Genomic DNA, 12,100 nt, shown 5'->3' on the forward strand with positions numbered 1-12,100 from the left:
CCGGCTGGGAGTTCAAGTCAAGTTGGCGGCGCGGGTGCGTGCCCGGGCGGCTTCGTCCTTGTCGCCCATGGCGGCCAGTCCATCGGCCAGGAACTTCCAGTACACGGGGCTGGAAGGCTTTATCTCCACACACTTGCGGCCCAGCGCCACGGCGATTTCCGGGTCTTCGCCGGAATCGAGGTAGAGCTTGGCAAGCAGATAGATGGATTGGGCGTCGCCCGGATTGTGGGTGACGGCCTTGTGCAGCAGATCGCGGGCCTTGTCCGGCTGGTCGGTTGCCAGGGCCAAGCGCGCCAGATGCCTTGCCGCGGCACCTTCGCCGCCCGGCAGCTTTACCGCCTTGCGCAGCGTGGTGGCGGCCTGCTTGTACTGCTTTTTGGCTTCTTGAATCTGGCCCAGGCGGATAAGGCTGAAAAGATGGTCGGGGTCTATCTTCAGGCAGCGGCGGAAGGCCTTGGCCGCTGCCGCATCGTCGCCCATGCGCAGGCAGGAATAGCCGAAGTTGTACACGGCCATCAGGTTTTTCGGATCGCGCTCCATAACCTGCCGGAACGTGGCCGCGGCCTGGTCCAGTTTGGAAAGACGGGCGTAGCATACGGCCAGGGAGTTGCGGGAAAGCGTGTTGTCTTCGTCCAGCAGCAGGGAACGCTTGTATTCTTCTATGGCGGCATACACGTCGCCATGCGAAAAAAGACGGTCCGCGCTGATGTTCAGGGAAATGCTGTCAAATACGGCTGCCTTGGGCGTGTCGAGCAGCAGGGCGTGGTCCAGGGCTTTGCGGCTGTTTTCCAGCACGTCGGACTTGGCATAGTCCAGGCAGGGAAAATACCCCACGCCCAGCGCCGGGGTGACGCCCAACCGCTGTACGGCCTGCTCGCAATACTTCTGCGCGGCCCGGGCCATGGCCTCGGGCGTGCCCTGTTGCACGATGCAGGCCAGAGCGGCCAGCCCGTAGCGACCAGCAGTAATTTCAGCACCGAAAATTTCGTGCATGAGGGAGGCGGCGTCTTTGACGCGGTTCTCGATTTCCTTTCGGTTGCCCGTGGTGGGTGCGCCGTTGGTGCCTTCCAGACGAATCATGACCAGGGCATAACTTTCCAGCTGGCTCTGCTCGCGCGCCAGGCAGGAAAGGAAACCAGTGTAGCCGTACAGCCCGGTGAGTATATCCTTTTGCGGCGGTTTGGCCGGATTTGGGGGGCCGTTGCGTTTGCCCGGCTCGTCCAGCAGGGAGAGGCGGTCGCCCGGTTCCAGGGGCCAGGCCGGGTCGCTCACGTCCATTATTTCCGCAAAGGCCATGTCTTCCTGCGCCTCGGTAATGACGATTTCACCCTTGTACATGGCAGGGTAGCGGCCGAGCAGTCGCTGTCCGTCGCCACTCTTGGCTTCCGCTTCGTCCAGAAATTTGGGGGACCAGACAAGAAAACGCAGCCCTTCGGCCGCGTCCACGTCGCGCCCCAGATTCAGGGAAAGGCGGTTCATGGGCAGCATTTCCAGGATGGCGCCGCCTTGTTCCAGAATGCGGCCAAAGGAAAAGGCACGGTCGCGGCCGTGCTCTTTGGCCACGGACATGGCCTTAAGCGCCTTGAAAAGAAGAATTTTCGCCATTTCGCCGGGATGGCTGGCTATCTGCGCACCCCGCAGGTCGTTGGGGTAGGAGGCGCAGCCCAGGCTGGCCGTAAGGCGCACGTGTTCTCCGTCCTTCAGGGTAAAGGATTCGGCATGCACGGCGCAGCGAATCTTGTCGGCCAGCTTGAGGCATTTGGCAGGCGTGGTGTCGGGCATGAGCACGGCGAATTCGTCCTTGTCCAACCGGCACAGGCTGGCGTTTTTCGGACAGGCCTTGCGCAGCCGCCGGGCCATTTCGTCGAACACGTCGTCTCCGGCGCGGAATCCGTGGGTTTGGGCCACGGTCTTGAAATGGTCGAGGTTGCAGACCAGCATGGAAAGTCGGCCCGATATGCCAAGGCCCGGATCGATGCAGGCATCCGCGGCAGGCAGTACGCAGTTCTGGGCCTGCTCTATGGTGCGGCGCAACAGGTCCATGAAGGCGTGTTTGTTCAGCAGTCCGGTAAGCGGATCGCATTGAGCGGTTTTCGCCAGGGCTATATTTTCCAGAAAAAGCGAGGCCACGCCGGGCAGCACGACTGTCATGGTGGTGGGTGCGGCCAGCCGTATACCGCGGGCCAGGAAGACGCCGAGAGGCTTGTCCCTGTGCACCAGGGGCAGCAGCAGGCGGTGTTCATCCTTGAGATAGACGGCTTTGCCCGATGACGGATCAAAAGTGGTCTCGTCGGCTACGGCCTGTTCTCCCGTGTCCTTGGGAAAGTACAGGCTGGACGATTTGAATGTGATGAACCGGGCCAGGGTGGCCTGGAGTTCGCGCTCATGGAGAATGAGGTCCTGGGCCGAAAGAGGGACAAGTGATGATGGCATGTTCTTGGGCATTGGCTGGCTTTGCCTAGTAGGGGCGTCGTTTGGGCGCGGCGTTGCGCAACCTGTGGGACGGGACCGGCGCATAGAGCGGATAGATGGGATTGGCACGGGTCCACCATCCGTCCTGCGGGGTCCTCGCATAGGTCAGACCGGTAACGAATTTGATGCTTTTGTAGGCCAGATCATACGGGCAGACAACGCGCATGGGTGCGCCGCGGTCGTGCGAAAGAGGTTTTCCGGCCAGTTGCAGGGCCATAAGGTAGTCGAGTTTGGAATCCAGCAGATCGCTCAGGGGAAAGGACTCCACGTAATGGTCGAGCCCGCCCGGCGTGCTGCGGGTGGTACCAAAGGAATGGAAAACAGCCCACTTCGCTTCGGGAGCGGGAGGGGCCAGACGGGTCAGCTCGGCAAAGCGAAAGCCTCCCCAGGTTGCGTCGTTGACGGACCAGCCTTCCACGCAATGAAAATCCGAGGTCTGTTCCACCTGGGGCAGAGCCTGCAGTTCGTCATAGCCAAGGCTGATGGCTTTGGACGTCAGGCCGCTGATGCGAAAGGAGTAGGGAACCGTTGTTCCACCGGGCATGAGGAAATGTCCGGTTTTAGGATCAAAGCTGTAATCGTCCCTATCCACCGTGCGTGTGGGAAAAAGCGGTGCAGCCATGGCAGGAAGCCATGGAGAAAAGGCGGCCACGGCCCCGAGAATCCCGGTGCCCATAAGCACGGTACGACGACGGAGAGCGGCCATCCTGTCAGGCTCCGGTGCGGCCGTTGGAGGCCGCGTGGTTTTTTGTGCTGCTTACTCGGCGACGCATTTGCCGTCGCATTCCGCAAACTGCTTGTTGCACTCGTCGCTCAGTTTCTCCTGGTCCACGCCTTTATCGCAAGGTACGCATGAAAAGGGGACATCCCAGCACATTCCTTCGGGCAGGTGTACGCTCCCGATGTACTTGCCGTCGGGATTGCCGATTTCCAGAAACGGGCAGGTTTCCTTGTCGTTGGGCACCTGTTTGTAGCAGGAAACGCCGTAATCGTCGCAGAAATACTTGGCCTGCGCCGGAGCGGAAAGAAAAAGAATGGCGGCCAGAATGGTCAGTAGGGAAAACGTACGCATATGTATACCTCGCGATAAAGTTCTTGCGTTAGCAAACAACTACACGTCCCGGAGAAATTCGTCCAGCCTTGGCGGGGCGGAAAACGGAACAGCCGGATTACGAACGCGGCTTAAGGATGTGGAGCGCATTCCCCGGAAAGGGCACGGTCCAGTGTAACGGCAAAATCCTGCACATTGGTCAGAATGGCCTTGGCGGTCAGGGAGCCTCGATCTGCCAGTTTGCTTACGGCGAATTCGGACATGTCCACGCTGAAAAAGTAGACGGGGCGCACCCGGCCTTCCTCTTCGTTCTGTCCATTTTCCTCCACATGGTAGCTCGGGGTCATGTTGCCGGTAGCTATGGTGTGCAGCTGGGTTGCCATGGTGATGACCGTGGTGGCCCGGCTGGCCAGCTCGCGCATGGCGTCCTGTGCCTTGTACGCATCGGCCATTACTTCGGGCATGGGGCCGTCGTCGCGTATGGAGCCGGAAAGAACGAACGGCACGTTCAGGGCGACCAGCTCGCGCATGATGCCGTTGCGTATCATGCCCGACTCCACCGCCTTGCGGATGGACCCGGCGGCCCGGACGCGGTTGAGGGTTTCCAGATGGTTGTAATGTCCCTGGGGTGCCGGTTGCTTGGTGTATATTTCCAGCCCCAGGGCCGTGCCCATGAGGGCACCTTCCAGGTCGTGCGTTGCCAGGGCGTTGCCTGCCAGCAGGCCGTGCACGTAGCCGTTGGCGATGAGGTTGGAAAAGGCGTTGCGGGCGTCGGAGTCGAACACCACCGCAGGGCCCAGCACCCAGAGGATGAAGCCGCTGTCGCGTTCAAAGCGCAGCAGGTCGTAAAGAAAATCGTAGTCAATGGAAAAGGAGGTCTCGCGCGTCAGCCCGGTGCGGAAGGCGAAGGCTTCCCGGTCGGGCGCGAACTGGGGGAAACCGGTGACATGCACGTAAATGCCCTGCTCGCCGTGTTCGGTACGGCCCACGGCCACGAGGTCGCCTTTTTTCAGGTTGCGGAACTCCACGGCCTCGAAGCTGCCGCTTTTGCGGCGTACTGCCACGCAGTCCATGCGCGGATTTTGCAGCAGCTTCCATTCGTTGTTTCCGCAGTGGTAGTATTCTGGGTATATGGTGGTGGCGTGGAAGTCATCGGGCGCGACCCCCTTGTACGGGGCCGGAATCAGGGTGACGGGAGGTGCGTCACAAAGGGGAGCGGCGGAAAAATCCGGCGGTTCGTATGTGGGCAATGTAAAGGACATGGGGCCTCCGAATCGGACAGGGTAGAATTTAGGCCAAGCGTATCTCTCCAACGGCCACTTGGCACTTTTATCAATTTACGTATATATTGTACATTGAATGCGGCAACTGTACAGGCTGTTTTTTTCGATTATCGCGAGGTCTGACCTATGCAACGGATCATCATTTTGGGAGCTGCCGGCCGGGATTTCCATAATTTCAACATATGTTTTCGCAACCGTTCCGATGTGCGCGTGGTGGCGTTCACGGCCACGCAGATTCCAGACATAGACGGGCGCATCTATCCTGCCGAGCTGGCCGGACCTTTGTATCCGAAGGGCATCCCCATCCTGTCCCAGAACGGACTGGCCGGGCTGATCAAAAGGCTGAACGTGGACAAGGCGGTTTTTTCCTACAGCGACATCAGCCATCTGGACGTCATGCATACGGCCTCGGAAGTGCTGGCCGCCGGGGCCGGATTCTGCCTGCTTTCGCCTGTTGAAACCATGGTTGAAAGCCGCCTGCCCGTCATCTCTGTGTGCGCCGTGCGGACTGGATGCGGCAAGTCGCCGGTAACGGCCTTTATCTGCGAACGGCTGCGGCAGCGGGGGCTTCGTCCCGTGGTCATCCGTCATCCCATGCCCTACGGCGACCTGGCCCGGCAGGCGGTGCAGCGCTACGCCGAAGTGGCGGACATGGACCGCAACAAGTGCACCATAGAAGAGCGCGAAGAGTACGAGCATCTTATCGAACGCGGCGTCACCCTGTATGCGGGGGTGGATTACGAGACCATCCTGCGCCAGGCTGAGAACGATCCCGATGGGGCGGATGTGATTGTCTGGGACGGAGGCAACAACGATACCCCGTTCATTCGGCCCGACCTGTCCATTGTGCTGTGCGATCCCATGCGTCCCGGACACGAGACGGCCTATCATCCCGGAGAAACCAACCTGCGCATGGCCGATGTGGTGCTGATAAGCAAGGCGGAGGTGGCGGCGCCCGAGGCGGTGCGGCAGGTACGGGAAAACGTGGCCCGCCTGAACCCGGAAGCCGCCGTGGTGCTGGGGACGCTGGAGGTTTCCGTGGACGATCCGGACGGGTTGCGGGGCAAGCTGGTGCTGGCCGTGGAAGACGGGCCCACCCTGACGCACGGGGGTATGGATTTTGGCGCGGCAGTGTTGGCGGCGGAAATGTTCGGGGCGCGGCTGGCAGAACCCGGGGCCTGCGCAACGGGCGATATCAAGGATGTTTTGCAGGCCCGCCCCGGCATGCGGAATGCCTTGCCCGCGCTGGGCTATTCCGTGCGGCAGCTGGATGACCTGACTCGCACCATAGACGCCTGCGAGTGCGACGTGGTGCTTTTCGGCACGCCCGTGGACCTGGGGCGGATCATCAAGGTGAACAAGCCGTCCATGCGGGTGCGCTATGGCTACCGGGACCTTGGGGATACGGGGCTTGAGGATGTTTTGGCCCCCCTGCTGGAAAAAATAGGGAGACCAGCTATTTGATTTTGGCGGCCGTCCTGGCTTGTTGCATAGCGCGAGTGGTGTAAGGGTATTTGCCGACCCGGCCCGACGAGTCGCACGAGCCGCGTATCTTTTTCATCCATTCCAAGCCAATGGGAATATAGCCGGGGGCGGAATAGGCCGGGTTGTTCTGCCACCCGTAGGAATTTTTTTCAACGCGCAGGCCGAGCATGCGGGCCACTTGGTCCGCGCTGTTCCAGGAATCGTCTTCTTCTTGAATGCTGGCCGTGTAGGTCCGCGAGAGCCAGGTGGAGCCGGGCTTGAGGATATTTTGTTCGTCGTCGTTGAGAGTGTGGACGGCTTCGTTGGCCATGGTGTTCAGCAGATCGTAGATGCCGAGACGGATTTCGTAGTATCCGCCCCGGGCCCACCCGTACCGGGTGAACGACCCGATTGTCGCTTCCAGATAGCGGGGGAAATTGTTGATCCGTATGGCGGTGCGTACTTTGGACGGGGTAGGGGCGAGGTCGAACAGGCTTTTGCCCTGGGCCTTCATTCTGGTTTCCCACTCGTGGAAGTATTTTTCGTACTCGGCCGTGGTATCGATGTGTGAAGGGGGGTCTGGTGGTTTTCTTCGCAGAGGCCGGGTATTTTGAAAATCCAGCCCAATCCACATGCCTGTGCCGTCGGCTTCTGCGCTGCCTGCCACATCCGGACCATCCGGTGCCTGCCAGGTGATGATGCCATTATAAAGTCGACATTTCATGGGAGGTCTGTCGTATCCGCCGGGTGGGGTGGGCAATTCTTTGCATGGATTTCCAAACAGGTTCCAGCGGATGCGGCTGCGGTGATTGGTCAGATGATAGATCACTTCTTCCAGGATAAGGCAGCCGCGCACCGGGTCGGATTTTTTGACCACTATCTTGCCCTTGCTTTTGGCCTTGTCCTTGACCGTCCATATTTGGGGGAAGCTTCCGACCTGAAGCAGCAGAGTCGTGGCGATGAGCTTTGCCTGGGCAACCAGCGCCTCAATGATGGTAGTGGCATCCAGTTGGAATTCCTGAATGCATTTTTGTGAAACGGGCATGGCGTATCCTCCGCTTTTTAGGAAAGAGGATAGCATCTTTGTCGCTCTGGTTATATAAAAAAAACTATCTAATCCAGCAGCAGCCGTTCCAGAATGGCGTTGGAAACGAGCATGCCGTTCTTGGTAAGGCGGACGTAGGCTTTGGTGATGCGGATAAGGTCGTGCTGGCGCAGGGCGGTAAGGATTTGCCCGTACTGCTTGGTGAAGCTCTGTCCGGTCAGGTCCTTGTAGCGTTTGAGGTCCAGTCCCCGGCTGGTGCGCAGGGAGAGCATGACCATTTCGTTTGTTTTGACTTCCTTGGAAAGCTGTTCCCCCTGCACGGTTTCATTGCGGCGGATCTGCGTGTCCCAGGCGTCGATGTCCTTGGGGTTTTCGTAGCGCACGTCCTGCACCGTGGACACGGCGGATGGCCCCAGCCCCACATATTCCTGCCCGTCCCAATAGCCCAGGTTGTGGCGGCAGAAAAATCCCATGCGCGCAAAGTTGGAAATTTCGTAGTGCAAATAGCCCCGGTCTTCCAGCAGATGGGCGCCATGCACGAAGATACGCGCCTGTTCGTTGTCCGCGGGCATTTCCAGTTTGCCGCTCTGCACGCGCCGTTCCAGGGGCGTGTTGGGTTCCAGGGTCAGGTTGTAGCAGGAAAGGTGCTCGGGCTTGAGTTCCTTGGTAACGGCCAGCATCTGTTTGCGCCAGGAGCCCAGACGCATGCCGGGCACGCCCCAGATGAAATCCAGATTGATGTTGCGGAACCCCGCGTTGCGCGCCGCGCGAAAGGCCATGACGGCCTGAGCCGCGGTGTGCGGCCTGCCCAGCATCTTGAGCTGGGAATCGTCCAGGCTTTGCACGCCCATGGACAGTCTGTTCACACCCATTTCCCGCAATTGGCCCAGGGCCGCGCTGTCCACGGAATCGGGGTTGGACTCCATGGAAAATTCCGTGGCCTTGTCCAGCTGGAAGTGTTCTCCCACGCCCCGGATGATGCGTTCCATTGCCCACGGCGGAACAATGCTCGGAGTGCCGCCGCCCAAATACACGGTCTGGATCTTCGGGCGGTTCAGGCGCTTTCCCCACAGCCGCGCCTCACGTACAACAGAGTCTGTGTAGCGCTCCAAAAGCTCCATATCCAGAGGTACGGAGTAAAAGGCGCAATAGGTGCATTTGGATCGACAAAAAGGCACATGGATGTACAATAGCATGGGCTTTAGCTAGCCTGTTGTTTTCCCACTGGCAAGCGGGTGTTTTTGCGGCCGCATATACATTGTACTGTAACCTTGCGGTGTTAGGGTATGTTTTATGGAAAATGTTCTTGAGTGTGCGGGCTTGGGTGTGTCGTTCGGGGGCAAGCGTGTGCTCGACGGCCTGGATCTGGCGGTTGCTCCCGGCGAGTTCCTGGTGGTGAACGGGCCGTCCGGTTCGGGCAAATCCACCTTGCTGCGGTTGTTGTGCCGCTTGCAGGAACCGGACGCGGGGCGGGTTCTTTTCAAGGGGCGCGACGTGGCCGCAATGAGCCCGCCGTCCCTGCGCAGGCACGTGGCCTATGTGCAGCAAACCCCGGTGGTGGTGGAGGGCAGCGTGCGGAACAACCTGCTGCTTCCGTTTTCCTTTTCCGGCAATTCCGACATGCAGGTGCCCGGAGATGACCGGCTGCGTCCGCTTCTGGACGGGCTGAACCTCGACATCTCCCTGGAGGAGAACGCCATGGGGCTGTCCGTGGGGCAGCGCCAGCGGCTTTCCCTGTTGCGGACCCTGCTTATGGAGCCGGAGGTTCTGCTCATGGACGAGCCCACCAGCGCCCTGGACCCGGAAAGCGCCCGGCTGGTTCTGCGGGAAGCCGAATTGCGCCGTGCCGAACAGGGGGTGACGGTCCTGATGATAACCCACTCCGACCTGCTGCCCGAAACCGGGTATAGCGTCATCCGGGTGGCCGACGGAAAGGCGGTGCGGCAATGAGCGGTCCGGTTCTGGAAATAGGGCCCTGGCAACTGGCCCTGGCCTTTTGCCTGGTGTTTGTTATGGGCGCCATATCCCTGGCCCGTGGCCTGGGGCTGGTGCGCGACCTGGCCGTGGGGGCGGTGCGCACATTCGTGCAGCTGTTCATCATGGGCTACGTGCTGACCCTGGTCTTTCGGCTCGAAGCCTTCTGGCCCGTGGTGCTGGTTTTTCTGGTCATGGTCGGCTCGGCGGCTCAAATCGTGCGGGGCCGGATAAAGGAACGTAGCGTCCCCTTCGGCATGCCGCTGCTGGGCACCATGCTGCTTTGTTATTCTTTGGTCGGCTATCTGGTTGTTGGCGTTATTGTGCAGGCCAAACCCTGGTGGCAGCCGCAATATTTCATTCCCCTGGCCGGTATGGTGGTGGGCAATTCCATGAATGCCCTGGCCATTGCCCTGGAACGGCTGCTTTCCGACCTGCGCAACCGGCGCGACGATGTGGAAATGCGGCTGAGTTTGGGCGCGGATTACCGGGAAGCCAGCGCGTCCATTGTGCGGGACGCCCTGCGCGCGGGCATGATTCCTTCCATCAACTCCATGATGGGAGTGGGGCTGGTCTTCATCCCCGGCATGATGACCGGGCAGATTCTGGCCGGAGCCGATCCCATGACCTCCATCCGCTACCAGATCGTGATCATGTTCATGCTCACGGCGTCCACGGCGTTGAGCTCTTTGCTTGCCGTGCTGCTGGTGCGCAAACGATGTTTCGGGCCCGGGCAGAACCTTGTTCTTCCCCGGGCAGGCACGGCAGATACGGGACGGTAGACAAGATTATAAGCGTGATATGCGTGGCAACTTTATGGGCATTGACCCGGACAATAGGAGGGGTACTAACAGGGAGCGTCTGACAATTTTTAAGGAGTAATAATGGCGACTTCTGCCAATTTTGATCCGGAACTGGTTTATGTGGAATGCGGCGAATGCGGGGAGCCGATAATGTGGGCTCCGGGAACCTCCACCAAGGTCTTGTGCAAAGCAGGCCTTTCGCGGTTCGAATACGATTCTTCGTGCATGATTCTTTCCAACGGCTGCCCCAACTGCAAGCCGAACACCCATAATTTTTCCACCCAGGTGGTTCGTCTCATCGACGTGGACATGCCTTTCAAAGAGTAGTTTTCCTTTGGGCGCAGCCTTGCTGCCGCCGAAGGAGCCTTCGGCACTGCCCGTCAAATTCCCTTACGTTCCTTGCGACACAACGCAACCGTACAACGCGGTTTTGGTCTGTTCAGGTTGGCCGCATGGCGACAGAAGCCGCCATGCGCAACACTGTGTTGTCTGGAGTCTGAAAACATTCTGCGCTAACTGCGCCGGGCCAGTTCCAGCAGGGTGCGAACGCCGAATCCGCTGGCTCCCTTGGTCACCAGTCCGCTTTCTTTTTCCGCACGGCCCGGTCCGGCAATGTCCAGGTGCGCCCAGGGCACGCCTTTGGGAGCGAACTGCTTGAGGAAAAGCGCCGCATGGATGGCACCGCCTTCGCGGCGGCCCAGGTGCTTGAAGTCGGCCACGTCGCTCTTGAGGTCTTCCATGTACTTTTCCGGCAGGGGCAGGGGCCAGAAATCTTCGCCCACGGCCTCGCCGCACTGGTTGATCTTTTCGGTGAGCGCCTTGTCCGTGCCGAACAGCCCGGCAATCAGCATACCCAGCCCTATCACGCAGGCCCCGGTGAGGGTGGCGATGTCCACCACGGCCGAAGGGGCCAGATCTGTCGCGTAACTGAGTGCGTCGCACAGCAGCATGCGGCCTTCCGCATCCGTGCTGATCACTTCCACGCTTTTGCCCGCTCTGGTCATAACCACGTCGCTGGGGCGGTAGGCGGCTCCGTCGGGCATGTTTTCGGCGCAGGGCACCAGGCCCACCACCGGCACATTCAATCCCAACGCACCATATGCCTCGAAAAATCCGATCACGGCCGCGGCTCCAGCCATGTCGGTCTTCATGTGCCCCATGTTGGCCGGAGGTTTGAGGGACAGTCCGCCCGAATCAAAGGTGACGCCTTTGCCCACCAGAACCAGGGGATGGTCGCCTTCACCGGCCCTCAGAACCAGAAAGCGCGGCTCGTTGCTGCTGCCCTGGGCCACGGAAAGAAAAGCTCCCATGTTCATGGCCTTCAGTTCTTCCGGGCCATACGACTGAAAGGAAAATCCATAGCGCTGGCACAAATGGCGGGCGTTCTGTTCCAGGTCCACCGGGGTTGCCATGTTGGGCGGCGTGTTCGCTAGGTCGCGCGCCAGCCAGCTGCCGCGAATCCCGGCATCGGCAGCGGCCACGGCCTGCTTTTGGGCCTTGCTTGGCTCGGCGGCAAACAGAACTTCCAGCCTGGGGTCCGGTTGGACGTCTTCCGGCGGCTGATGGCGGATATAGCGGTACAGGCCCAACCCTGCGGCAGCCAGAATTTCGCGCAAAAGATCTTCGGCTGTGTTGCCGGTTGCTTCGGCCAGTGATTCGGCAATGGGGAAGGGCACGCCCAGCACTTCCAGCTTCCACCGTCTTGCTTCGCGGGATGCAGCCGCGGATGCCTGACGCAGGGTGTCTGTGCAAAAATCCTCGCGTTTTCCCAGCCCCGCCACCACAAGGGCGGTTTCCACAATGCCCGCGCAGGTGCGGTAAATATGCACGTCGCCGGGTTGTACCGGCATATCGTCCAGCCAGTCCGGCATGGTCAGCCCCAGGCTGACGGCCCACTCGGTCTGGGCGGAAAGGAGTGGTTCGTCTTCGAATTTGAAGAAAAGAAGGGGGATGTCCTTCCACTGTCCTATCTCGATAATTCTTTGGCGTAATTGTGTTGCCATGAAAT

General features: G+C 60.1%; 11 protein-coding genes. 4 read left to right on the forward strand and 7 right to left on the reverse strand.

Translation table 11 applies throughout. The features are described 5' to 3' along the window. Positions 1-12: 12 nt before the first annotated feature. From ACI0FJ_RS18255 to ACI0FJ_RS18270, 4 genes are all read right to left on the reverse strand, one after another. On the reverse strand, positions 13-2,445 hold the full coding sequence (locus ACI0FJ_RS18255; RefSeq protein ID WP_424305790.1) for a diguanylate cyclase domain-containing protein: 2,433 nt from the start codon (positions 2,443-2,445) through the stop codon (positions 13-15). A 13-nt stretch (positions 2,446-2,458) separates the two neighbouring features. Then, complete coding sequence (locus ACI0FJ_RS18260) at positions 2,459-3,178, reverse strand: molybdopterin-dependent oxidoreductase (protein ID WP_424305792.1); 720 nt, start codon at positions 3,176-3,178, stop codon at positions 2,459-2,461. A gap of 51 nt (positions 3,179-3,229) precedes the next feature. After that, complete coding sequence (locus ACI0FJ_RS18265; protein WP_424305794.1) at positions 3,230-3,544, reverse strand: hypothetical protein; 315 nt, start codon at positions 3,542-3,544, stop codon at positions 3,230-3,232. 110 nt (positions 3,545-3,654) lie between these two features. After that, positions 3,655-4,785, reverse strand: a complete 1,131-nt coding sequence (locus ACI0FJ_RS18270; protein WP_424305796.1) for a hypothetical protein — start codon at positions 4,783-4,785, stop codon at positions 3,655-3,657. A 147-nt stretch (positions 4,786-4,932) separates the two neighbouring features. On the opposite strand from ACI0FJ_RS18270, the gene ACI0FJ_RS18275 reads away from it, so the two are divergent. Then, a complete protein-coding gene (locus ACI0FJ_RS18275; protein WP_424305798.1) occupies positions 4,933-6,270 on the forward strand; it encodes a cyclic 2,3-diphosphoglycerate synthase in 1,338 nt (445 codons plus the stop codon). Here the strand turns inward: ACI0FJ_RS18275 and ACI0FJ_RS18280 are convergent. Together ACI0FJ_RS18280 and hemW are read right to left on the reverse strand one after the other, a co-directional pair. After that, on the reverse strand, positions 6,263-7,315 hold the full coding sequence (locus tag ACI0FJ_RS18280) for a hypothetical protein (RefSeq protein WP_424305800.1): 1,053 nt from the start codon (positions 7,313-7,315) through the stop codon (positions 6,263-6,265). The two genes, ACI0FJ_RS18275 and ACI0FJ_RS18280, sit on opposite strands and share 8 nt — an antisense overlap. Positions 7,316-7,383: 68 nt before the next feature. Then, positions 7,384-8,511, reverse strand: a complete 1,128-nt coding sequence (gene hemW / locus ACI0FJ_RS18285) for a radical SAM family heme chaperone HemW (RefSeq protein ID WP_424305802.1) — start codon at positions 8,509-8,511, stop codon at positions 7,384-7,386. A gap of 97 nt (positions 8,512-8,608) precedes the next feature. On the opposite strand from hemW, the gene ACI0FJ_RS18290 reads away from it, so the two are divergent. From ACI0FJ_RS18290 to ACI0FJ_RS18300, 3 genes are all read left to right on the forward strand, one after another. Then, positions 8,609-9,265 (forward strand): ABC transporter ATP-binding protein, encoded by a 657-nt coding sequence (locus tag ACI0FJ_RS18290; RefSeq protein WP_424305804.1) that lies wholly within the window; start codon positions 8,609-8,611, stop codon positions 9,263-9,265. After that, positions 9,262-10,071 carry an ABC transporter permease gene (locus tag ACI0FJ_RS18295; protein ID WP_424305806.1) on the forward strand — a complete coding sequence of 270 codons (810 nt, stop codon included), beginning with the start codon at positions 9,262-9,264 and terminating at the stop codon, positions 10,069-10,071. Before ACI0FJ_RS18290 ends, ACI0FJ_RS18295 begins: the two co-directional genes overlap by 4 nt. Before the next feature lie 102 nt (positions 10,072-10,173). Then, positions 10,174-10,419, forward strand: a complete 246-nt coding sequence (locus ACI0FJ_RS18300) for a hypothetical protein (RefSeq protein ID WP_424305808.1) — start codon at positions 10,174-10,176, stop codon at positions 10,417-10,419. 185 nt (positions 10,420-10,604) lie between these two features. On the opposite strand, the gene ACI0FJ_RS18305 is transcribed toward ACI0FJ_RS18300, so the two are convergent. After that, entirely contained in the window at positions 10,605-12,095 is a 1,491-nt protein-coding gene (locus ACI0FJ_RS18305; RefSeq protein ID WP_424305810.1) for a leucyl aminopeptidase family protein, read from the reverse strand. Positions 12,096-12,100 lie beyond the last annotated feature (5 nt).

Origin of the sequence: Desulfovibrio sp. 7SRBS1 (assembly GCF_049723905.1) — a bacterium.
In the GTDB taxonomy this organism is placed as follows: domain Bacteria; phylum Desulfobacterota; class Desulfovibrionia; order Desulfovibrionales; family Desulfovibrionaceae.